The 20,956-nt window shown below is 70.2% G+C and carries 20 protein-coding genes and 1 riboswitch; of the genes, 13 read left to right on the top strand and 7 right to left on the bottom strand.

Annotation, left to right across the window (positions count from 1 at the left end):
* Positions 1 to 50 precede the first annotated feature (50 nt).
* Positions 51 to 1,049 (bottom strand): FecR family protein, encoded by a 999-nt coding sequence (locus AC1DYP_RS12520; protein WP_477046603.1) that lies wholly within the window; start codon positions 1,047 to 1,049, stop codon positions 51 to 53.
* A gap of 97 nt (positions 1,050 to 1,146) precedes the next feature.
* Complete coding sequence (locus AC1DYP_RS12515; protein WP_477035888.1) at positions 1,147 to 1,644, bottom strand: RNA polymerase sigma factor; 498 nt, start codon at positions 1,642 to 1,644, stop codon at positions 1,147 to 1,149.
* A 212-nt stretch (positions 1,645 to 1,856) separates the two neighbouring features.
* Between AC1DYP_RS12515 and AC1DYP_RS12510 the strand changes: the two genes are divergently transcribed.
* Both AC1DYP_RS12510 and modB read left to right on the top strand, forming a co-directional pair.
* Positions 1,857 to 2,336 (top strand): hypothetical protein, encoded by a 480-nt coding sequence (locus AC1DYP_RS12510; protein WP_477046602.1) that lies wholly within the window; start codon positions 1,857 to 1,859, stop codon positions 2,334 to 2,336.
* Positions 2,337 to 2,465: 129 nt separating this feature from the next.
* Positions 2,466 to 3,137 (top strand): molybdate ABC transporter permease subunit, encoded by a 672-nt coding sequence (modB, locus tag AC1DYP_RS12505; RefSeq protein ID WP_477046601.1) that lies wholly within the window; start codon positions 2,466 to 2,468, stop codon positions 3,135 to 3,137.
* 67 nt (positions 3,138 to 3,204) lie between these two features.
* Here modB and AC1DYP_RS12500 read toward each other — a convergent pair whose 3' ends face one another.
* Together AC1DYP_RS12500 and cobU are read right to left on the bottom strand one after the other, a co-directional pair.
* Complete coding sequence (locus tag AC1DYP_RS12500) at positions 3,205 to 4,092, bottom strand: TauD/TfdA dioxygenase family protein (RefSeq protein WP_477046600.1); 888 nt, start codon at positions 4,090 to 4,092, stop codon at positions 3,205 to 3,207.
* 90 nt (positions 4,093 to 4,182) lie between these two features.
* Positions 4,183 to 4,698 carry a bifunctional adenosylcobinamide kinase/adenosylcobinamide-phosphate guanylyltransferase gene (gene cobU, locus AC1DYP_RS12495; RefSeq protein ID WP_477046599.1) on the bottom strand — a complete coding sequence of 172 codons (516 nt, stop codon included), beginning with the start codon at positions 4,696 to 4,698 and terminating at the stop codon, positions 4,183 to 4,185.
* Between the two features lie 50 nt (positions 4,699 to 4,748).
* Positions 4,749 to 4,960, top strand: a riboswitch (cobalamin riboswitch).
* A gap of 110 nt (positions 4,961 to 5,070) precedes the next feature.
* Here cobU and AC1DYP_RS12490 point away from each other — a divergent pair.
* Genes AC1DYP_RS12490 through AC1DYP_RS12445 form a run of 10 tightly spaced genes read left to right on the top strand, consistent with a single transcriptional unit; the run spans position 5,071 to position 14,530 of the window.
* On the top strand, positions 5,071 to 6,999 hold the full coding sequence (locus tag AC1DYP_RS12490; protein WP_477046598.1) for a TonB-dependent receptor plug domain-containing protein: 1,929 nt from the start codon (positions 5,071 to 5,073) through the stop codon (positions 6,997 to 6,999).
* 2 nt (positions 7,000 to 7,001) lie between these two features.
* The gene (cobD, locus tag AC1DYP_RS12485; RefSeq protein WP_477046597.1) at positions 7,002 to 7,985 is read left to right on the top strand and encodes a threonine-phosphate decarboxylase CobD; all 984 of its coding nucleotides are present in this window, start codon (positions 7,002 to 7,004) and stop codon (positions 7,983 to 7,985) included.
* Positions 7,985 to 8,590 carry a cob(I)yrinic acid a,c-diamide adenosyltransferase gene (gene cobO, locus AC1DYP_RS12480; RefSeq protein ID WP_477046596.1) on the top strand — a complete coding sequence of 202 codons (606 nt, stop codon included), beginning with the start codon at positions 7,985 to 7,987 and terminating at the stop codon, positions 8,588 to 8,590. Before cobD ends, cobO begins: the two co-directional genes overlap by 1 nt.
* Complete coding sequence (locus AC1DYP_RS12475) at positions 8,587 to 9,456, top strand: ABC transporter substrate-binding protein (RefSeq protein ID WP_477046595.1); 870 nt, start codon at positions 8,587 to 8,589, stop codon at positions 9,454 to 9,456. Before cobO ends, AC1DYP_RS12475 begins: the two co-directional genes overlap by 4 nt.
* On the top strand, positions 9,453 to 10,433 hold the full coding sequence (locus tag AC1DYP_RS12470; RefSeq protein ID WP_477035897.1) for a FecCD family ABC transporter permease: 981 nt from the start codon (positions 9,453 to 9,455) through the stop codon (positions 10,431 to 10,433). Before AC1DYP_RS12475 ends, AC1DYP_RS12470 begins: the two co-directional genes overlap by 4 nt.
* A 26-nt stretch (positions 10,434 to 10,459) precedes the next feature.
* Complete coding sequence (locus tag AC1DYP_RS12465; protein WP_477046594.1) at positions 10,460 to 11,239, top strand: ABC transporter ATP-binding protein; 780 nt, start codon at positions 10,460 to 10,462, stop codon at positions 11,237 to 11,239.
* On the top strand, positions 11,232 to 12,194 hold the full coding sequence (gene cbiB, locus AC1DYP_RS12460) for an adenosylcobinamide-phosphate synthase CbiB (protein WP_477046593.1): 963 nt from the start codon (positions 11,232 to 11,234) through the stop codon (positions 12,192 to 12,194). The genes AC1DYP_RS12465 and cbiB overlap by 8 nt, the downstream gene beginning before the upstream one ends.
* A 22-nt stretch (positions 12,195 to 12,216) precedes the next feature.
* Positions 12,217 to 13,263 carry a nicotinate-nucleotide--dimethylbenzimidazole phosphoribosyltransferase gene (gene cobT, locus AC1DYP_RS12455; protein ID WP_477046592.1) on the top strand — a complete coding sequence of 349 codons (1,047 nt, stop codon included), beginning with the start codon at positions 12,217 to 12,219 and terminating at the stop codon, positions 13,261 to 13,263.
* Complete coding sequence (gene cobS / locus AC1DYP_RS12450; RefSeq protein ID WP_477046591.1) at positions 13,263 to 14,021, top strand: adenosylcobinamide-GDP ribazoletransferase; 759 nt, start codon at positions 13,263 to 13,265, stop codon at positions 14,019 to 14,021. The genes cobT and cobS overlap by 1 nt, the downstream gene beginning before the upstream one ends.
* Positions 14,018 to 14,530, top strand: coding sequence for a tyrosine phosphatase family protein (locus tag AC1DYP_RS12445; RefSeq protein ID WP_477046590.1), 513 nt, complete (start codon positions 14,018 to 14,020; stop codon positions 14,528 to 14,530). Before cobS ends, AC1DYP_RS12445 begins: the two co-directional genes overlap by 4 nt.
* Positions 14,531 to 14,546: 16 nt before the next feature.
* Here AC1DYP_RS12445 and AC1DYP_RS12440 read toward each other — a convergent pair whose 3' ends face one another.
* From AC1DYP_RS12440 to AC1DYP_RS12430, 3 genes are all read right to left on the bottom strand, one after another.
* Entirely contained in the window at positions 14,547 to 15,329 is a 783-nt protein-coding gene (locus AC1DYP_RS12440; protein WP_477046589.1) for a hypothetical protein, read from the bottom strand.
* A 187-nt stretch (positions 15,330 to 15,516) separates the two neighbouring features.
* The gene (locus AC1DYP_RS12435) at positions 15,517 to 17,841 is read right to left on the bottom strand and encodes a glucan 1,4-alpha-glucosidase (protein WP_477046588.1); all 2,325 of its coding nucleotides are present in this window, start codon (positions 17,839 to 17,841) and stop codon (positions 15,517 to 15,519) included.
* Between the two features lie 41 nt (positions 17,842 to 17,882).
* A complete protein-coding gene (locus tag AC1DYP_RS12430; RefSeq protein ID WP_477046587.1) occupies positions 17,883 to 19,439 on the bottom strand; it encodes an MFS transporter in 1,557 nt (518 codons plus the stop codon).
* 410 nt (positions 19,440 to 19,849) lie between these two features.
* Here AC1DYP_RS12430 and AC1DYP_RS12425 point away from each other — a divergent pair, with 410 nt between their 5' ends.
* Positions 19,850 to 20,863: a LacI family DNA-binding transcriptional regulator gene (locus AC1DYP_RS12425; protein WP_477046586.1), complete on the top strand. Its 1,014-nt coding sequence runs from the start codon at positions 19,850 to 19,852 to the stop codon at positions 20,861 to 20,863.
* The last annotated feature ends 93 nt before the right edge of the window (positions 20,864 to 20,956 follow it).

Here is a 20,956-nt window from a genome sequence, read left to right as displayed (position 1 = left end):
CTAGAGCTCAAGCTTCGCGCATCGAACGATTCCAGGCCCGTCAGCAAGGCTTAGCGCGCCCGGATCACGATAGCGTCTTTGGTCGTCGTCGTTCGGACGGGAAGCAGGTGTGACAGTCGATCGACCATCGCATCCTGTTCATCGACGATCAACACGCCGGAAAGTCGCATATTGGCGGCTTCGGCGTCGCCCAGCTTCACCGGACGCGGGAAAAGCCGGTTCATGTCGCCGGCGATCTGCGAAAGCGGCTGATCGCGATAGATCAGCCGGCCCTGACGCCAGCCCGCGACCTCTTCGACGGCCACCGTCGAGAGCCGCGCATCGTCGGTCCGGCCCTTGCGGTGGGAAAGCCCCTGCCCTGGCCGCAGCCGGAACGACGCGGCGTCGCTGGGCAGGTTGGGACGCACCTCGACCAGACCGCGCTGGACGTTGACCGCCACCTGTCCGTCGCGATGCCGGACATCGAACTGCGTGCCGACGACGCGCACCTGGGTGTCGCCCGCCGAGATCAGGAACGGACGCGAAGTATCCTTGGCCACGTCGAAGAACGCCTGGGCGTCGCCCAGGTGGACGCGGCGCGCATTGCGCTCGAACCGCACCGTCAGGCGCGAGGCGGCGTTCATCTCGATCCGCGAGCCGTCCTCCAGCGCGATCGTCCGGCGCTCGCCGACGCCGGTCGAATAGGTGGTTTCGTGCACGCCCATCAGGCCGCTGTTGGGCAGCAGGATCGCGCCGGCGACGAAGGTCGCGGCGATCGCCGCCCCCGCCGACCAGAGCCAGGCGCGTCGCGCCGGCCGAAGCGGGACCACGTTGGAGGCGACCAGGGGAGCGCCGGTCGGCGCGCCTTCCGCGAGGCGGGCGTCCAGATCCAGGCGGTGGTCGAAGGCGAGCACGGCGTCATAGGCCTGGGCATGGACGGGCGAGGCCGTCAGCCAGGCGTCGAAATCCAGCCAGTCGCGCTCGGTGACCGTCTCGCCCTGCAGGCGGACCAGCCAGTCGATCGCGGCCTCGGCGATCTCGGCGTCGATGTCCGTTTGGGGACGCGTCATTTCGCTCCGTCCTGACGCCGCTCAGCGTCCTCGCAAGGATAAGACGTCACCAAGGCCGCGGAACCTCCAAAAGCCGTTCCAGAAACAATAATCGCCCTCATGACAACTTAGCCATCAGCGCCTTCAAGGCCGCGCTTACATGCTTTTCGACCGAACTGCGGCTGACTCCCATGGCGACGGCGGTCTCAGCGTGACTGAGACCTTCCAGCTTGTGAAGCTTGAACGCGCGCGCCACCTGCGGCGGCAGGGTCTCCAGCGCCGCCATCATCAGCTTCAGGCGCTGCCGGCTGGCCACGACCTCCTCGGCCGAGGGAACGTCCGCCACCTGCTGGTCGCCCAGCACCGCGCCCTGAAGGCTGCGCCATCCCCCGTCACGCGCGCTGGCGCGGTTCTGGCTGCGCAATCGGTCCAGCATCAGGTTGTTGGCCATGCGAAACAGCAACGCCGAGCCGTCGCCCTCGACCTCGAGGTCGCCAAGCGCCTGCACCTTGAGGAACAGATCCTGGATCAGGTCCTCGGCTTCGCTCACCGAGCGCAGCTTCACGGCGAAGACGCGCACCAGATTGGCCCGCTTCTCGCCGTACAGCCGGGTCATCGGCGTGGTCGTCGAAGGTGGGGCGGACAGCGCGGGCTCCAAAGACTCAGTGCGGCGAACAGGTTGCGACGGCTCCTTAACCTAGGCCGCTGACGGTCGCCGGTCCAGCATACCGGATGTTGTTGTTGCGATTGACTCGCAACTACTTCAGGGACTAGATGTTGCGAACCTGTCGCAACAATGGACGCGACATCCACCCGGCAGAGGTCGCCATGACTCCCGACACCGCAGCGCTTCGATGGACTTCCGGCCCGACCGTCGGCGAAAGGCTGCTCCTGAGCGCCATGCGGCAATGGGCGGCGTTGAGGTCGGCGGGCGAGCACCCCACCCGCCTGGTCGCCCAGGCCCTGGCGTTTCGGTCGTCCAACCGGACAGGCGGGCTGTTCGTCGCCTGGATGCAGGCGGTCGAGGCCAGCCTGCGCCGGCCGATCCAGGTGGAATGTCCGGCCTGCGGCGGCATTTCGACCGACGAGCAGCGGCTGATGGTGTCGTGCGGGCTGGCGGGAACCGCGACCGCGGCCGGCGAGGCCCTGCTCGAACCGCTGCTGGTCGATTCGCAGCCGACCATGGTGCTGGCGCGCGCCCTGAACGCGGCCCTGAGGGTCGACGGCTATCCCCTGCCCGTCCGCCTGCGCGGGGAGCAAGGCGCTGGACCGGGCGAACCGCCGCCCGAGCGGGCGACCCTCCACTAGCGCTCCAAAGCTTGGCCGGCCGCGCGTGACCTGGGCTTGAAAGCCCGTTATGTAGACGCACTGCATAACTGAGCGCGCCGAAGCCATGCCGACCCGCCCGCCGTCGATCAAGCTCGAGGTCCGCTGACCATGCTCGAGATCGCGTGGCTGACGGCCAAGCTGGCTGGGATCACCACCATCCTGCTGCTGATCCTGGCCACCCCCCTGGCCTGGTGGCTGGCGCGGGGACGCTCGCCGTGGAGGACCCCGGTCGGGGCCCTGGTCGCCCTGCCGATCGTCCTGCCCCCGACCGCCCTGGGCTTCTACCTGCTGATCGCCCTGGGCCCGCAGAGCCCGTTGATCGCGTTGTTGCATCCGTTCGGGGTCCGCACCCTGGCCTTCACCTTCCAGGGGCTGGTGATCGGCTCGCTGATCTATTCGCTGCCGTTCGCGGTCCAGCCGCTGCGCAACGCCTTCATCGCCATAGGCGACGAGCCGCTGGAAGCCGCCGCCACCCTGGGCGCCTCGCCCTGGAGCGCGTTCCGCAAGGTGGCTCTGCCGTTGGCCCTGCCGGGCTACGCCGTCGCCGCCCTGCTGGTCTTCGCCCACACGATCGGCGAGTTCGGCGTGGTGATGATGCTGGGCGGCGGCATTCCGGGCCAGACCGAGGTGCTGTCGATCGAGATCTATCGGCTGGTCGAGACCCTGGAGTGGACCAAGGCCCACCAGCTTGCGGGCGCGCTGCTGGTGTTCGCCTTCCTGGTGATGCTCAGCCTGCTGCTGATGGAACGCCGGGTCGACACGCGCGCCTCGCGCTCCTGATCGCCCACCGGACTTCGCGACAACCCACTGGCTTCCATGCCGATTTCATAGCCAAGCTAAGGTCGCTTCAGAACGGGACATCGCCCTGGATCGTCACCCGCTCGACGATGCGTTCCTGCGGCCAGTAGTCGAGGATGGCGTAGTGCTGGGTGGCGCGGTTGTCCCAGAAGACGATGGCGTTGGGCGTCCAGCGGAAGCGGACCTGGTATTCGGGCGTCTTCACCCGCTCCAGCAGGTCGGCCAGCAGCTTGGCGGCCTCGTCCTCGGGCAGGCCCAGGATCCGGGTCGTGAAGACCTTGTTGACGAACAGATGCTTCTCGCCGGTCTCCGGATGGGTGCGGACCACCGGATGGGCCTGCACCGGGTGGGCCGCGCGCAGCTCCTGCCGCTTGGCCTCGTCGACCCGGTAGCCGTAGCTCTGCAGGATGTCGTGCTCGGCGCTCAGGGTCGCCAGCTGGTCCTTCAGCGTCTGCGGCAGGTCGCGATAGATGGCGGCCGTGTCGGCGAACAGGGTGTCGCCGCCCAGCGGCGGCATGTGCCGCATGCGCAGCACCCCGCCCATCGACGGCGCGGGGCGGAAGGTGACGTCGGTGTGCCACTTGTTGGCGACGCGGACGATCGGCACGATCTCCTCGCGCAGCTTCATGCCGTCGGCGGCCTCGATGTGCAGGATCTCGGGGAAACCGGGCACGTGAGCGGTGACAGGATGCCCCTCCAAGTCCCCGAAATAACGACCGAAACGGACATGGTCCTCATGGCTGATGTCCTGATCGCGGAAGAACACCACCTTGTGCCGCAGCAGCGCCGTCCGGATCGCCGCGACGATCTCCGGCGCCAAAGGCTGGCGCATGTCCAGGCCCGAGATCTCGGCCCCGAGAACCGGGCCGGCGGGGGTCACCGTCAGGCCGGCGTAGTCGGGCGTTTCGGAAGCGGTGATGGGGGCAATGGCGTTCATGGCGTCCTCCCGGAGCGCCACCCGTCCGCGCGGGCGGCTGCTGTTATCCACACCTTAGACGTGGGATATCAGCGCTCAACGTAGTTTTTCTCACTTCAGGCGCAGCGTGAGCCCCGCCACCACCAGGGTCACCGCGTCGGCGGCCTGGGCCAGGGCCTGGTGCAGCCGCCCGGCCTCGTCGCGGAACCGCCGCGCCAGGGCGTTGTCGGGCACGATGCCGAACCCGACCTCGTTGGACACCAGCCACAGCCTCCCCTCGAACCGCTCCACGCCGACGACCAGCTGGGCCATGGCCGCCGCCACGTCCCGCTCGTCCAGCATCAGGTTGGAAAGCCACAGGGTCAGGCAGTCGACCACGACCACGTCGCCGCCCCCCAGGCCGTCCAGCGCGCCCGCCAGGTCCAGCGGGGCCTCGAGCGTCATCCAGGCCGGACCGCGATCCTGGCGGTGCCGGTCGATGCGCTCGACCATCTCCGAATCGAAGGCCTGGGCCGTGGCCACCATGACCAGCCGACCGCCGGATTCGGCGGCCAGCGCCTCGGCGGCCGCCTGGGCGAAGGCGCTCTTGCCGGATCGGGCTCCGCCCAGGACGAGGGTAAACGGCAAGGCGCGCTCCAGATTGCCCAGTCAGATTGACCGTGTGCGGCGCAACATATAGTGCAGCTCTCGCGACAGGTTCCTCGAAAGAGGATGAAAAGGGAACTCGGGTGTGAAACCCGGGCTGCCCCCGCAACTGTAAGCGGCGAGCCCGCGTGTCATGAGCCACTGGCCTTTCTCTCCAAGAGCAACTGGGGAAAACGGCTGGGAAGGCGACACGCACCGGCATTGACCCGCGAGCCAGGAGACCTGCCCGTCGCGGTCGTCCTTCGTCCGGCCGGGGTGCGCCGTACGATGGGGTTCTTTTCCCCCGAGGCGACATCGTCAGGCCGGTCCGAATTCTCGGGCCAGCCTTCGTTGCCGCGCACGGAGGATTTGAATATGCGCTCGATTTCCGTCTTGGCCCTGGTGGCCGCCCTTCCCGCTCTCGCCCTGCCCAGCCAGGTGTTGGCCGCCGACGCCGTCGACGCGCCCAGCGAGGTCGACCAGGTGGTCGTCACCGCCGGCCGCGCCGCCGACAAGCTGTCCGAAACGCCGGTCAGCATGACCGTGATCACCGCCGAGACCCTGCGCCGGCGCCAGGCCGTCGTGGTCTCCGACCTGCTGTCGCGCACGCCCGGCGTCACCGTCACCCGCAACGGCGGCGTGGGCGGCTCGACCCAGGTGCGCATCCGCGGCGCCGAGAGCGACCAGACCGCCGTGCTGATCGACGGCGTCAAGCTGAACGATCCGTCGGCGACCGGCGGCGGCTACAACTTCGCCACCCTGCTGGCCGGCGACGTCGACCGCATCGAGGTGCTGCGCGGCCCGCAATCCACCCTGTGGGGCAGCCAGGCCATCGGCGGCGTGGTCAGCATGATCACCAAGACCCCGGACGGCGCGCTGTCGGGCGACGCCACGGTCGAGGGCGGCTCGCGCGCCACGGCCTACGCCCGGGTGGGCGTCGGGGCCGGCGGCGCCTGGGGCGGCTGGCGACTGGCGGCGGGGTCCTACACCACCGCCGGCGTCTCCAACTTCGACGAGGCCATGGGCGGCAAGGAAAAGGACGGCTACCACAACACCGCCGTCAGCGGCCGGGTGGACCTGAACGTCACCGACTGGGCCAGCCTTGACGCCCGCGTCTCCTACGCCGCCGGCCGCAACGAGTTCGACGGCTTCCCCGCCCCCGCCTTCGCCTTCGCCGACACCGCCGAGTACGGCAAGACCAAGGAACTGGTCAGCTATCTGGGCGCGCGCCTGTCCAACTTCGACGGCGCCCTGAACAGCCGCATCGGCTATTCGTACACCCAGACCGACCGCGACAACTACAACCCCGACCAGGCCGTCACCACCAAGACCTTCGACGCCCGGGGCACCGACAACAGCCTGGAATATCAGGGCACCTGGACGATCAATCCGGTCTGGCGCGCGGTGTTCGGGGCCGAGACCGAGCGCTCCTGGTTCCGCAGCGCCGCGCCGTCCGATTTCGACCCGAACCCCACGCCCGGCCGGCATGCGGCCAGCATGGACAGCGTCTATGGCCAGCTGCAGGCCAAGCTCGTCGAGGGCCTGACCCTGACCGGCGGCGTCCGCCACGACGACCACGACACCTTCGGCGGCGCGACCACCTACCAGGCCGGCGCGGCCTGGAGCCTGAACGACGGCGCCACGGTCCTCCGCGCCAACTACGGCGAGGGCTTCAAGGCCCCGTCGCTGTACCAACTGTACAGCGACTACGGGAACACCGCTCTGAAGCCGGAAGAGGCCAAGAGCTGGGACATCGGCGTCGAGCACAGCATCCTGGACGGCCGACTGCGTGGTGCGATCATCTATTTCAGCCGCGACACCAAGAACCAGATCGACTTCCTGTCGAACAACACCCCGCCCAACTTCGGCGGGTACGCCAACACGGCCAAGACCCAGGCCGACGGCGTCGAGGTGGAGGGCAGCTTCGAGGTCAGTTCGCTGCTGACCCTGTCGGCCAACTACACCAACATGGACGCGGTCAATAAGTCGGCCGGCGCCAACTACGGCAAGGACCTGGTGCGCCGGGCCGGTGAAACAGCCAACGCCGACGCGGAACTGAGCCTCACGAACGGCCTGACGGCCGGCGTGACGATGCAGTATGTCGGCCACAGCTTCGACAACGCCGCCAACACTCGGCGGCTGAAGAGCTACGTGCTGACCGACGTGCGGATCGCCTATCCGATCAACGACACGTTCGAGCTGTACGGCCGGGTCGAGAACCTGTTCGACCAGCAGTACGAGACCCTCTACCGCTACGGGACCCTGGGTCGGGGCGCCTTCGCGGGCGTGCGGGCGAGGTTCTAGCCATGGCGACGCCGGCGGCCCTTCTCGGCCACGGCGGACGCCTCGGCGCGGCGCGGACGGCCTGGCCGGACGCGCCGACGCCCTGGCTCGACCTGTCGACGGGGATCAACCCCTGCCCCTATCCGGTCCCGGCCCTCTCGCCGGAGACCTGGTCGCGCCTGCCCGATCCGGAGTCCCTGCGGGCCCTGGAGACGGCGGCGGCGGCCGCGTTCGGTGTCGAGGATCCCGCAAGGGTGGTCGCGGCGGCCGGCAGCGAGGCGCTGATCCGCCTGCTGCCGCGCCTGCTCGCGTCCGGACGGGTCGCGATCTCGACAAGGACCTACGGCGGCCACGCCGACGCCTGGCGCGCGGCGGGCGCGCGGATCGTCGACCCGGGCGATCCGGCCGCCGACCTGCGGGTGCTGGTCAATCCGAACAATCCGAGCGGCAGCGTCCTGTCGCCCGACCAGGTCGTCGATCTGACCGAAGGCCCCTTGCTGGTCGACGAGGCCTTCATGGACGTCGATCCGGCCTATTCCGTTGCGCCCCTGGCCGGCGGACCGGGCCACGGGTCGTTGATGGTCCTGCGGTCGTTCGGCAAGTTCTACGGCCTGGCCGGCGCGCGGCTGGGGTTCCTGGTCGCCGAGCCGGCCCTGGCCGCGCGCGTCCGCCGGGCGCTGGGCGACTGGCCGGTGTCCGGTCCGGCGATCGCCGCCGGCCTGGCGGCCTACGCCGATCCGGACTGGGCCCGCCAGACCCGGCGCCGCCTGATCGAAAGCACCGTGCAGCTGGATGGCCTGCTGCGCAGGGCCGGGTTCGAGATCATCGGCGGGACCCGGCTGTTCCGCCTGACCAGCGCCGCCGACGCGCCGCGCCGTTTCGAGGTCCTGGCCCAGGCCGGAATCCTCACCCGTCCCTTCCCCTGGGACGAGACGCTGATCCGCTTTGGCCTGCCCGGGCCCGACCAGGATTGGCTCCGCCTCGCCGACGCCCTGGAGAACCTCTGATGAGCGAAGACCTGAACGCCAAGCACGCCGAAGCCATGAAGGCCCTCAAGGCCGAGCGCGACGCGATGATGGAGACCAAGACCCTCGAGAAGGGCCTGCTGCTGGTCCACACCGGCGACGGCAAGGGCAAGTCCTCGGCCGGCTTCGGCATGGTGGCCCGTCACCTGGGCTGGGGCCTGAAGGTCGGCGTCGTCCAGTACATCAAGGGCAAGTGGAAGACTGGCGAGCGCCTGTTCTTCAAGAAGTTCCCCGACCAGGTCCGCTACGAGGTCATGGGCGAGGGCTTCACCTGGGACACCCAGGACCGCGAGCGCGACATCGCCGCCGCCCAGGCCGCCTGGCTGGTGTCGCAAGAGATGATCGCCGATCCGAAGCTGGATTTCGTGCTGCTGGACGAGATCAACATCGCGCTACGCTACGACTATCTGGACATCGACGAGGTGGCGGCGGTGCTGAAGGCCCGCCCCAACGACAAGCACGTCTGCCTGACCGGCCGCAACGCCAAGCCCCAACTGCTGGAGATCGCCGACCTGGTCACCGAGATGACCCTGGTCAAGCACCCGTTCGAGCAGGGCTTCAAGGCCCAGCGGGGGGTCGAGTTTTGACCCACCCGAGCCTGGCTGGCCTCACCCGTCGCGCGGCGGTCGGAACGGGTCTGGCGGCCGGCCTGTCGGGCGGGGTCGCCAGTGCCCGCGCCCTGCCCCGCGTGATCTCGCTGAACCCCTGCCTGGACTCGGTGCTGGTCCACGTGGCCGACCGCGCGCAGATCGTGGCGCTGAGCCACTACGCCCGCGATCCGCAGCAGTCGAGCATCGCCAGGATCGCCCTGACCTACCCGATGACCTACGAGAGCGCCGAGGAGGTCATCGCCCTGCGGCCCGACGTGGTGCTGACCGCCGCCCACTCCTCGCCCGCCACCCGCGCGGCTCTGAAGAAGCTCGGCATCCGCACCGAGCTGTTCAAGGTGCCCAACAGCTGGGTCGAGAACCAGGCCCAGATCCGCCGCATCGCCGAGGCCGCCGGACACCCTGATCGCGGGGAAATCTTGATCGGCCAGGTCGAGGCGGCGATGGCCAAGGGCGCGCCGCGTCCCGGGACCCGCCCGATCACCGCTCTCGTATTCCAGCCCAACGGCTTCGCGGCCGGCCACGGCACCCTGGTCGACGAGATGATGCGCCGCGCCGGCTTCGTGAACGTCGCCCAGCGTTATGGCCTCAAGACGTGGGGCAACGTCTCGCTGGAGCGCCTGCTGGACGATCCCCCCGAGGTGCTGCTGGCCGGCCAGGCCGCGCCCAACGCCCCGACCTTCGCCGAACGCATCCTCAACCACCCGGCCCTGGCCCGCGTCTCGCCGCGCATGACCCGGGCGGTGTTCCCCGAGCGGCTGCTCTATTGCGGCGGTCCCGGCCTGATGGACACCGCCGCCGCCCTGGCCGCCGCCCGCCGACAAGTCCTTGGAGCCGCCGCATGACCAAGCGCCTTCTGCTGCTGGGCGGCCTGTGCCTGCTCGTGCTGCTCCTGAGCGGCCTGTCGCTGATGGCCGGCCGCGTCTGGGTTCCGTGGAGCGCCTGGTCGTCGGCCGCCCAAGATCCCCGCTGGGCGATCATCTTCGAACTGCGGCTGCCCAGGACGATCCTGGCCATCGCGATCGGCGCGGCCCTGGGCCTGTCGGGCGCGGTCATGCAGGGCTACACCCGCAACCCGCTGGCCGACCCCGGCGTGCTGGGCGTCTCGTCCATGGCCGCCCTGGGCGCGGTGATGACCATGTATCTGAGCATGAGTCTTTCCACGCCCTGGCTGCTGTTCACGGCGGCGATGATCGGCGCGGTGATCGGCGTGGCCGTCATGCTGGTCCTGGCCGGCGGGACGGGCGGGACCATCACCTTCATCCTGGCCGGCGTGATCCTGAACACCGTGGCCAGCGCCGGGGTCGCTCTTGCGCTGAGCCTGGCCCCCAGCCCCTGGGCGGCGCAGGAGATCATCAACTGGCTGCTGGGCTCGCTGGCCGACCGCAGCGCCGACGATGTCTGGCGGGCCCTGCCCTTCATCGTCGTGGGCAGCGGACTGATGCTGATGCTGGGTCGGGCGCTGAACGCCTTGACCCTGGGCGAGACCGGGGCCAAGGCGCTGGGCGTCGACCTGAACCTGACCCGGGTGCTGCTGGCCGTCGGCGTCGGCCTGGCCTCGGGCGCCAGCGTGGCGGTGACCGGCATGATCGGTTTCGTCGGCCTGATCGTGCCGCACCTGATGCGGCCGCTGGTCGGCCACCAGCCGGGAGCCCTGCTGGCGCCCAGCGCCGTGGCCGGAGCGGCCCTGGTGCTGGCCGCCGACATCCTGGTGCGACTGACGCCCTCGGCCGCCGAGGTCCGCCTGGGCGTGGCCATGGCCGCCGTGGGCGGGCCGTTCTTCCTGGCCCTTCTGATCTCGATGCGCCGGAGGCTCGCGTGAAGGAGACTGGCCCGAAGGAGACTGGCATGAGCGATCTGGTCGCCGACAACCTGACCGTCGCCCTGGGCGGCCGAAACGTGCTGGCCGGGGTCGGGGCGCGCTTCCGTCCCGGCGAGGTCACCGCCGTCGTCGGCCCCAACGGCGCGGGCAAGTCGACCCTGCTGGCCTGCCTGGCCGGGCTGCGCCGACCCGACGCCGGCCAGGTGTCGCTGGGGATCGAGCCGATCCTGACCCTGGCGCATCGCGAGCGGGCCCGCCGCGTCGGCTTCCTGCCCCAGACGCCCGAGGTGGCCTGGGCGGTGGACGTCGAGACCCTGGTGGGCTTGGGCCGCATCCCGCACAGCGGCGCGCGCGGCCTCAGCGACGCCGACCACGCCGCCGTCCAGGCCGCGCTGGTCCGCACCCGCATGACCGGTTTCGCGCATCGCGACGTCACAACCCTGTCCGGCGGCGAGCGGGCCCGCGCCCTGCTGGCCCGGGTGCTGGCGGGCGAGCCGTCGTGGCTGTTGGCCGACGAGCCGCTGGCGGGGCTGGACCCCGGTCACCAGCTGGACACCGTCGACCTGATGCGCGCCTTCGCGGTCGAGCACGGCCAGGGCGTGGTCATGACCCTGCACGACCTGGGCGTTGCCCTGCGCCTGGCCGACCGGGTGCTGGTGCTGCGCGACGGCGCGCTGATCGCCGACGCCGCGCCGCTGGAGGCCCTGACGCCCGCGGTGCTGGAGCAGGCCTATGGCGTCAAGGCGGCGATCGTGGCCGGCGCGTGGGGTCCGCTGATCGAACTGATCGGACGGGTGGATGGCTGAGACGGCGCCCTGGCCCTGGGTGGTGGCCCTGGCCTTGGGGCTAGAAGCGGTGCTGGGTTATCCGGCGGCGTTGAAGCATCCGGTGGCCTGGCCCGCGGCGATGATCGAGGCGCTGGAGCGGCGCTGGAACCAGCCGACGGCGTCCGGTCCGCGCCGTAGATGGCTGGGCGTCGTCCTGGTCGCCCTGCTGGTCGCGGCCGCCGTCCTGCTCGGCGCGGCGATCCGGGGCGTCCTGGGCTCCAGCCTTCCGGCATTGACCTTGGTCGCCCTGATCGCCACGACCGGCCTGGCCCAGCGCAGCCTGCACGACCATGTCGCGGCCGTCCTGGAGCCGCTGCAGGCCGGCGACCTGCCGGCCGCCCGCGCGGCGGTGGCGATGATCGTCGGCCGCGACACCGAACCGCTCGACGCCGAAGGCGTGGCGGCGGCCGCCCTGGAGAGCCTGGCCGAGAGCTTCAACGACGGCGTCGTGGCCCCCGCCTTCTGGCTGCTGGTCGGCGGCCTGCCGGGCCTGTTCGCCTACAAGAGCGTCAACACCGCCGACAGCCTGATCGGCCACAAGGAAGCGCGTTGGCGGATGTTCGGCTGGGCGGCCGCGCGCACCGACGACCTGATGAACCTGATCCCGGCGCGGGCGGCCGGCGCGCTGATCGCCCTGGCCGACGCCAAAAACCAAGCCAGGGGGTGGCGCACCATGGTCCGCGACGCCCGCCTGCACGCCTCGCCCAACGCCGGGTGGCCCGAGGCGGCCATGGCCGGCGCCTTGGGCGTCCGCTTGGGCGGCGAGGCCCGCTACGACGGCGTGCTCACAGACCGGCCGACGTTCGGCGACGGACCGCGCCCGACGCCCGCCGACCTCGAACGCGGCCTGCGCCTCTACCGCCGGGCCTGCCTGCTGCTCTGGCTGATCCCACTGGCGATCGGCCTGATCGTCGCCCTCGCCCCTCGACCCTAGCTCGTCTATCCAGGACCCCGTCATGATCGTCCTTTCCGTTCTCCAGGCCGCCATCACCCCCGTCGACGCCGCGCTCGAGCCGGCGCTGCGGGCTCTGCTGGACGGCAAGGCCAAGCCGCCAGGATCGCTGGGGCGACTGGAGGACCTGGCCGTGCGGATCGGCCTGATCCAGAACCGACTGGACCCGCGCATAGCCCGCACCGACCTCTATGTGTTCGCCGGCGACCACGGCCTGACCAACGAGGGCGTCTCGGCCTATCCGGCCAGCGTCACCGCCGCCATGGTGGGACTGTTCCTGTCGGGCCGCTCCAGTGTTGGCGCCCTGGCCAGGGCCACGGGCGTCCATGTCCACGTGGTCGACGCCGGGGTCGACGCCGACCTGCCCGACCATCCCGACCTGATCGTCGCCAAGATCCGGCGCGGAACCGCCAACGCGGCCCGCGAGCCGGCCCTGACCGCGCGAGAGGTGCAGGCCGCCATCGCCAAGGGCGCCGAGATCGCGCGCGAAGCAGCGGCTGACGGGGCCGACGTCATCGCCCTGGGCGAGATGGGCATCGGCAACACCTCGTCCGCCGCCCTGATCATGCACCGCCTTGCGCCCGCGCCGCTCGACGACTGCATCGGCCAGGGCACGGGCCATGGCGCCGAGGGCATGGCCCGCAAGCGCGCGGGGATCACCCGCGCCGCCCAGCGTTCGGACGCCTCCGAGCCCCTGGACGTGCTGGCCCAGTTCGGCGGTTGCGAGATCGCCATGATGGTCGGGGCGGTGCTGGGCGCGGCCTCGATGCGACGCGTGGTGCTGGTCGACGGCTTCATCAGCACGGCCGCGGCCCTGGCGGCCGTCCGCCTGGCGCCCGCCGCCCTCGATTACTGCGTCTTCGCCCACGGCTCGGCCGAGCGCGGCCATGCGACCATGCTCAAGGCCCTGCGCGCGGGTCCGCTGCTGGATCTGGACCTGCGGCTGGGCGAAGGCACCGGCGCGGCCCTGGCCGCCCCGCTGCTGGTGGCGGCCGCCAACCTGCTGACCGACGTCGCCGCCCTGGCCGACGTCCTGGCCGGGCCCGACTGATGCCGCGCCAGCTGAAGCTGTTCTTCTGCGCCCTGCAGTTCCTGACCCGGCTGCCGGCCCCCTCGTTCGCCGACTTCCAGCCGGACTGGATCACCCGCGCCGCCCGCTACTACCCGCCGGTCGGGATCCTGGTGGGCGCGATCTGCGCCGGCGTGCTGCTGGCAACGGGACAGCTGTGGAGCGGCCTGCTGCCGGCCCTGCTGGCCGTGGCGGCGGGCGTATTGGTGACCGGCGGCTTCCACGAGGACGGCCTGGCCGACACCGCCGACGGCCTGGGCGGCGGCCAGACGCCCGCGCGTCGCCTGGAGATCATGAAGGACAGCCGGGTCGGGACCTACGGCGTCCTGGCCCTGGGCCTGGTGCTGGCGATCAAGGTCGCGGCGCTCACGACCCTGCCCCTGGCGGCGGCGGCCTTGGCCCTGGTCGCCGCCCATGGCGCGGGCCGCGTCGCCGCCGTGGTGGTCATGGTGCTGGGACGCCATGTCAGCGACCGCGACGACGCCAAGTACAAGCCCGCGCCCGACGGCGTGCGACCGTTCGAACTGCTGATCGCCGCCCTGCTCGGCCTCTGGCCGCTGGCCTTGCTGGGCTGGTCAGGCCTGGCGGGCGCGGCGGTCGGCGCGACCCTGGCGGCGGCGCTGGCCCTGACGGCCCGGCGGCTGATCGGCGGCTACACCGGCGACGTGCTGGGCGGGGTGGAGCAGGCCTGCGAGCTGGGGGTGCTGCTGGGCGCTTCGACGATGCTGGTGGCGCGATGACCCTGCTGGTCTGTCCGCTCAGCCAGGTCGACGTCGCGCGGTCCCGGCACCAGCCGTCGCACCTGGTCAGCCTGCTGTCGCCGACCTCGCCCCCCGAGGCCTGGCCCCGAGCGACCGGCGACGAGGCCTGCCTTAAGCTCGCCTTCCATGACATCGCCGAGCCGAGAGACGGTTTCACGGCGCCCGACGCGGCCCTGGTCGCCCGGCTGCTGGACTTCGCGGCTGGCTGGGACGCGGCGCGGCCGATGCTGGTCCATTGCTGGGCCGGGGTCAGCCGCTCGACGGCGGCGGCCTACGTCATCGCCTGCCAGCGCGCGCCCGAGCGCGCCGAGGCGGACATCGCCCAGGCCCTGCGTGCGGCTGCGCCCTATGCGACGCCCAACCCGCTGCTGGTCGGTCTGGCGGACGCGGCCCTGGGTCGAAACGGTAGCATGTCTGCGGCGATCGCGGCCATCGGACGCGGCGCCGACACTGCCGAGGGGACATTGTTCGAACTGCCGCTGGCCTAGGCTGGCGCGATAGGCGCTAGTCGGGCGCAGCCGCCTTCTCGACCCGGACCCGATAGGTGATGGCTTCCGGCGTCACGGCCTCGATGCCGATGGCCAGGTCTCGGATGTGGATCGCCTTGGCGCCCACGGGAAAGCCCTCGGTCTGCCCCGAGGCGGGATGGATCAGGTCATCCACGTCATAGCCGCGCACCTCGAACTTCAGTTCGCCGTCCGTCAGCCCTTCGAAGGTCACGTCGTAGGCGTCGCCGGAGGTGGCCGCCGGGTAGTCGGCCGCCTTGGGGACTTCGATCCCCTTGGCGTAGTCGCGCGGCGGAACCAGGGGCTGGCCGACCTTCGCCGTCTGGCGGCGGCCAAAGGTCTCGGTCCCGGGCGCGGTGGAGCGGACGATCGGCGTGGCGGGGTCGCCGGCCAGGCGGTCGTAAACCGCGCGGGGCGCCGCATCACCGGCGGCGATCAGGGCGTCGGCGAAGGTCCGCGTGTCGACGGCCACCGCGAACGCTCCGGCCGCTTCGCGATCGCCGGGACTGGCGCAGACGAACTTCAACTCGGCCTCTCCCAGGGTGTCGGGCTCCACCGTCGCCAGGACCGGCTTGGCCAAGCTGTCGACATCGAGCTGCCGGTCGTCGCGGTCGTAGCGGACGATCAGCCCCCAACCACCCCGCGTCTTGGCGCAGTCGGCCAGCATGTAGCTCTTGATCATTCGCACGCCGTCCGCCGCGCCGTCGGCCACGACCTGGGTGTTCCAGTAGCTCAGCACGCCGCCCTTGCCGGGCTTGATCGACGCCACGTCGACCAGCATCACCCGGTCCTGCCCCTGGTTGACGTACCACCAGTCCGCGGCCCGCGCCGAGGATCGCGGTCCCGACCAGCGCGAGGCTCAGCGCCGCCGACGCCTTGTTCCTGAGGGGCGAGGCGTCGGTCATGGCGATCTCTTCACGGTTAAGCTACGACCAGGAAACGCCCGAACCACCGGGCGGTTGCCCGCCCTACTTCGCGTAGCGGGCCGCCACCGGCGCGTAGCGATCCCACACCTGGCCGTCGCTGACCGAGCGCAACAGCTTGACGTATTCGGCGTGCGACCAGGCCAGGGGCGTGGCCGAGTCCGTGCCCTCGCCGCGCGCATAGCCGTGTGGGTTGGGGCCGATGCCGTCCCAGACCTGTTCGGGGATCAGCAGGCCATCGTTGGCGAACAGTTCCATCGCCTTGACGTAGCGGTCGCGGATCTTCTGGATCGCCGCCGCGTCGGGCTTGCCGTGCAGCCCAGCCAGGGCCAGCTCGTAGTGGCCCCGTTCGCCGGTGAAGATCGGCCAGACCCGGCCGCGCTGGCCCGGAGTCATCTTGCCGTCCACGCCGTAGTTGGCGCCGGTCTTGGCGTCCTCGCCGTAGCCGTCGACGTCGTAGCGCCGCCAGCCGGGGAACTCGCCTTCGACGCCGGGGAACTTGAAGTCATAGCGCACCCGGTAGAGGTCGGCCCGGCTGGTGTCGTCCAGCTCCGGCAGGCTGCCGACGATGGCGGCGTCGTCGGCCCGGCGCACGCCGTAGCGGACCAGTTCCAGGAACCCGCCGTCGACCACCTGGTCCTTGGGCGGGGCGATCTGGCCGTTGGCCGCGCCGATCGGGGCGTGGTCGTTGGGGTCCTCGTTCTGGTTCAGGCGCACATAATAGGTCCCGTCACCGAACGGGCCCTTGGTGGTGACCATCCGCGCCTCGACCTTGGCCGAATAGGCGTCGGCGGTGGCGCGATAGCGGGCCGCGCCCGCCGTGTCGCCGGCCAGTTCGGCGATGTCGCCCGCCGTCACCAGGCCGGCGATGGTCGCCGCCGTGGTCGAGGGCGAGTGGCCGCCCTGCTCTTCCCAGCGCTCCTGCTGGGTGAACGGCGGCGTGATGGTCTCGTGGTTCCAGCCCACCCCGACCTTGCCGCCGTCGACCAGGAAGTCGGCCGCCGGCTTGATCATCTTGCCATAGTAGGCCTTCAGGTCCGCCTCGGGCAGCCAGCCCAGCTTCCACAGCTTCCAGCCCAGCATGATCGGCATGGCGGTCTGGTCCAACTGAACGCCGACCCATTCGGTAGTGCCGTCCACCCAGGTCTTCTGCAGAAACCAGCCGCCGACGCCCGTATTGCCCTTGGTGTCGGCCTTGACCTGCACCTGCGGCAGATAGTGGAAGGCCGCCAACGGCGTTTCCTTGTCGCCCAACGCCGCCAGGGCCATGGCGCACTGGTAGAAGTCGCGCGGCCAGACGGCCTTGTAGCCGGTGGAAGGCTTGGAGGCGTCGACCGTGTCGCCCCACGGGTTGGACAGCGAGGCGATCAGGGCGCCGGCATAGGTGCGGTCCTCCTGCACCTTCAGCATCAGGGCGCTAGCCTGGACCAGCTTGCCGCCGTCCTCCGAGGCCTCGCGCAGGCGCGGCAGCTCGGTCAGCGAGGCCAGATAGTCCTCCCAGCCGACACGGTCGCCCTCGCCGTTGTAGCGGGCCAGCACCTCGTCATAGCCGGTCTTGAGGGTGGCCGAGGCGGCCTGGTCGGCGGCCGTCGCGTCGCCGCCGAAGCCGATGGCGAAGTCGTAGGTCGCCTCGCCCGAGGCCTGCCGGGGCAGCTCGGCGGTCAGGACGATGGCGCCCTTGGCCGAGGCGGCGCCGCTCCCCGACTTCACCGCCGCGAGGGCGTCGGCGCCCAGCGGCGCGGCGACGGCCTTCACGAAAGGCTTGCCGCCCTTCAGGCTCAGGAACGCCTTGCCTTCGAAGGCGGTCAGGGCGGCGGTGGTCGCCGCGCCCGTGTCGCCGCCGCCGGTGTTGGCCATGTGCGGCTCCAGCACCAGGAACGGTGTCACCGGCCCCTTCAGGGCGCGGACGGTCACCCGCACGAACAGGGCGTTGCGGTCCGGGTCGGTGAAGATCCGCTTCTCGATCTCGAAACGGCCCTGCTTGTCCGTGGTCGTCACCTTATACGCCGGCGACAGCGGCCGTCCGGCGGCGTCGAGGTGCAGGTATTCGGTCTTGCTGGTGGTGTCGGCGCCCTCGACGGCCAGGCCGGTCGACGTCTTCACCGCCACCCGAAGTTGCTTGATCTGGGCCTCGTGGATCAGGCCGTACATGGTCTCGGTCAGGGTTCCGTCGGCGATCGAGAACCAGACCTTCGACACCGCGCCGGTCGGGCCGCCGTCCTTGTAGGCGCCGTCGACATAGGCCTCGTAGGACGCGCCGACGCCGGTCTTGGCGGCATAGGCCCAGGTGGTCGGCGTCTCGGCGTGGGCGACAGCGTCCAGGGCCGTGGAGGCGACCGAAGCGAGGGCGAGCATCTTCAGGCAACGCATGGAACTACCTCGTGAAATGATGGCGTCGATAACGACGTGGATCAGGCTTTTGACAGCGCTTCGGAAGACAGGGCTTGGACCGGCGCCGCCTTGGGCTCGCCCACGTCGCGGACCAGGAACACGCAGGCGGCGGCGACCAGCATCGAGCCCGCGCCCAGCACCAGCGCCCAGATCGCCTCGCCGCCGAAGAGCGCCTTGAGCAGCAGGCCCAGGATGGTCGCGGCCAGCAGCTGCGGAATGACGATGAAGAAATTGAAGATGCCCATGTAGACGCCCATCTTCCGGGCCGGCAGCGCGCCCGACAGGATCGAGTACGGGGCCGACAGGATCGACGACCAGGCGAAGCCGACGCCGATCATCGGGATCCACAGCAGGCCGGGCTCGCGGATCAGCGGGAACGCCGCCAGGCCCAGCCCGCCCAGCCCAAGGCACAGGGCGTGGCAGGCCTTGCGGCCGAAGGCGCGGGCGATCAGCGGGATCACCAGGGCCGCCAACGCGGCCACGCCGTTGTAGAGGGCGAACAGCAACCCCACCCAGTCGGCGCCGTCGTTATAGGCCCGCGAGGCGGTGTCGGCGGCATGGTAGTGGAAGGCGGTGACCGCCGGGGTCGTGTAGATCCACATGGCGAACAGGCCGAACCACGAGAAGAACTGCACCACCGCCAACTGCCTCATGGTGGCGGGCATGCGGAACAGGTCCTCGACGACTTCGGAGAAGCCGTTCGCGGTCCGCCCGCGCTGGCGCAGCAGGCCGGCCACGAGTTGGGCGGCGCCGAACAGGCCGATCATGGCGGCCAGGACGTAGACTTCCTTCTCCAGCCGCGTGGCGAAGATCGCGCCGGCCAGGACGGCGCCCGCCAGGGTCCAGGCGACGCCGCCCACCACGTAGGCCCGCGCGGTGCGGGTCGGGGCGTCGGCCGCCAGGGCCTCGCCCTTCAGCGCCCGCTCGGACGCCTCGAAGGCGGTGAGCTGTTCGGGGCTGTATTCGCGGGTGGTGAACACCGTCCACAGCACCGACAGCAGCAGGCCCGCCGCGCCGGCGTAGAAGGCGATGTGCACCGCGGGCGGCACGCCGCCGTCCGCCGCCACGTTGCTGACCGAGAACCAATTCGTCAGGATCCACGGCAAGGCCGAGGCCAGGACCGCGCCCGTACCGATGAAGAAGCTCTGCATGGCGTAACCCGAGGCGCGCTGCTCGTCGGGCAGGTTGTCGCCCACGAAGGCGCGGAACGGCTCCATGGTGATGTTGATCGAGGCGTCCATCACCCACAGGGCGGCCGCGGCGATCCACAGCACCGGCGCATTGGGCATGACCAGCAAGGCGGCGCTGGTCAGGATCGCGCCCCAGAAGAAGTACGGACGACGCCGGCCCAGACGCCCCCAGGTCTTGTCGCTGAGATAGCCGATGATCGGCTGCACAAGCAGGCCGGTGGCCGGGGCGGCGATCCACAGGATGGCCAGATGGTTCACCTCGACGCCGAGGCTCTGGAAGATTCGCGAGGTGTTGGCGTTTTGCAGGCCGAAGCCGATCTGGATCCCGAAGAACCCGAAGCACATGTTCCAGATCTGGAAGAAATTCAGCCGGGCCTTGGTCGCCATCCGCTCCCCCTGGTAGCTCCGTTTCGTCAGAGCTTTGCGCAAATTTTTTCAGCGCTTTGTGTGCGTGCATTTGTGCACGCGGCGCTCTCCCTGGCAACGAGATTTTCCAGGATTTCCCGGCATTTTCAGGATCGTGTTTCGGCAGCCTGACACCGAAACACCGCGAGGTGTCATGCAAAGAGACGCTCGGATCACCGTTAAGTCGGCAAAAGATTGCATAAATTTTCAAGACTTGCCGACACCTTGCCCGAGCTTCGCGGAGTCTTGCCCGCCGACGGCTTCGGATCCCGGCCGATCAAGGCGCGTGATCCGCCCTCGACGGCGCTTGAAAACCATGGCCACGGCGCCTTAACAAAGGTCTGAAAAGATTTGCGGCAAAATTTGCAGCGACTCACGGACGGGGCGGGATAGTGACCAAGGGCGCGACGCGGCTTGAAGACCTGGCCAGACTGGCCGGCGTATCCATTTCCACGGCCTCGCGAGCGCTGAACGACAGCCCGGCCGTCAATACGCGCACCAAGCAGTTGATCTGGAAGCTGGCGCGCGAGATGGACTATCCGTTCCGCCGCTACATGCCCGCCGGCCCGATCGGGGCCGAGGGCACGATCGCCATCGTCGTTCCCCGCCCCCAGGGCCGCGAAGGCCGATTGTCAGACCCGTTCTTCCTCGAACTGCTGGCCGGCGTCGGCGAGGCGGCGCGCGAGCGTGGCTGCGACCTGATGATCAGCCACGTGGCTCCGACCAGTTTCGAGGACCTGTCGGCGGCCATGACCACCAGCCGGGCCGACGGCGTGATCTTCCTGGGCCAGAGCTGGCTGCACACCGCCTTCAACCGCCTGGCAGAGACGGAAGGCCGCTTCGTGGTCTGGGGCGCGCAACTGCCCGACCAGGCCTATTGTTCGGTGGGCTCGGACAATCCGCTGGGCGCCAAGCGCGCGACGCTGCATCTGGCGCGGCTGGGCCGCAAACGCATCGTCTTCCTGGGCGACACCGAGGCGCCCGAAGCCATGCAGCGCCATCGCGGCTATCTGGACGCGGTCGAACAGTTCGGCCTGGGCGTCGATCCCGAGCTGATCGTTCCGGCCCATTTCGAGGTCGAGTCGGCCGAGGCCAGCGTCGACTCCCTGATCCAGCGCGGGGTGAAGTTCGACGGCGTGGTCGCCGCCTCGGACCTGATCGCCCTGGGCGCCATCCGCGCCCTGCAGCACGCGGGCCTGTCGACGCCGCGCGACGTCTCGGTGATCGGCTATGACGACGTGCCGTTCGCCCGCTATTCGCGCCCGGCGCTCAGCACCATCTCGCAAGACACCGCCAAGGCCGGCCGGCTGATGGTCTCCAAGCTGCTCGACGCCAGCGGCCAGGGCGCCAGCCGCTCGGAGCGCGTGCCGACCGACCTGATCATCCGCGAGTCCTGCGGGGGCTGACACCTGGAGCGTGGCGGACGCCGAAACCGGCATCCACTTTCGGGCGCCGCGCTCTAGGCGATTTACGGGGTCGGGCCTGAGGCGATGACCCTA

The sequence above is a fragment of the Caulobacter sp. P1_D6 genome (assembly GCF_056406095.1).
The sequence above is the reverse complement of the archived record's forward strand: the minus strand, read 5'-3'. Positions and strand labels throughout refer to the sequence as shown.

Coding starts and splice junctions, on each gene's coding strand:
- AC1DYP_RS12520 (WP_477046603.1), bottom strand. CDS start 1,049: ATGACGCGTCCCCAAACGGACATCGACGCCGAGATCGCCGAGGCCGCG.
- cobS (WP_477046591.1), top strand. CDS start 13,263: ATGCCGCGCCAGCTGAAGCTGTTCTTCTGCGCCCTGCAGTTCCTGACC.
- AC1DYP_RS12465 (WP_477046594.1), top strand. CDS start 10,460: ATGAGCGATCTGGTCGCCGACAACCTGACCGTCGCCCTGGGCGGCCGA.
- AC1DYP_RS12445 (WP_477046590.1), top strand. CDS start 14,018: ATGACCCTGCTGGTCTGTCCGCTCAGCCAGGTCGACGTCGCGCGGTCC.
- AC1DYP_RS12435 (WP_477046588.1), bottom strand. CDS start 17,841: ATGCGTTGCCTGAAGATGCTCGCCCTCGCTTCGGTCGCCTCCACGGCC.
- AC1DYP_RS12490 (WP_477046598.1), top strand. CDS start 5,071: ATGCGCTCGATTTCCGTCTTGGCCCTGGTGGCCGCCCTTCCCGCTCTC.
- cobT (WP_477046592.1), top strand. CDS start 12,217: ATGATCGTCCTTTCCGTTCTCCAGGCCGCCATCACCCCCGTCGACGCC.
- modB (WP_477046601.1), top strand. CDS start 2,466: ATGCTCGAGATCGCGTGGCTGACGGCCAAGCTGGCTGGGATCACCACC.
- cobO (WP_477046596.1), top strand. CDS start 7,985: ATGAGCGAAGACCTGAACGCCAAGCACGCCGAAGCCATGAAGGCCCTC.
- AC1DYP_RS12430 (WP_477046587.1), bottom strand. CDS start 19,439: ATGGCGACCAAGGCCCGGCTGAATTTCTTCCAGATCTGGAACATGTGC.
- AC1DYP_RS12510 (WP_477046602.1), top strand. CDS start 1,857: ATGACTCCCGACACCGCAGCGCTTCGATGGACTTCCGGCCCGACCGTC.
- cobD (WP_477046597.1), top strand. CDS start 7,002: ATGGCGACGCCGGCGGCCCTTCTCGGCCACGGCGGACGCCTCGGCGCG.
- AC1DYP_RS12515 (WP_477035888.1), bottom strand. CDS start 1,644: ATGACCCGGCTGTACGGCGAGAAGCGGGCCAATCTGGTGCGCGTCTTC.
- AC1DYP_RS12440 (WP_477046589.1), bottom strand. CDS start 15,329: ATGCTGGTCGACGTGGCGTCGATCAAGCCCGGCAAGGGCGGCGTGCTG.
- cbiB (WP_477046593.1), top strand. CDS start 11,232: ATGGCTGAGACGGCGCCCTGGCCCTGGGTGGTGGCCCTGGCCTTGGGG.
- AC1DYP_RS12470 (WP_477035897.1), top strand. CDS start 9,453: ATGACCAAGCGCCTTCTGCTGCTGGGCGGCCTGTGCCTGCTCGTGCTG.
- AC1DYP_RS12500 (WP_477046600.1), bottom strand. CDS start 4,092: ATGAACGCCATTGCCCCCATCACCGCTTCCGAAACGCCCGACTACGCC.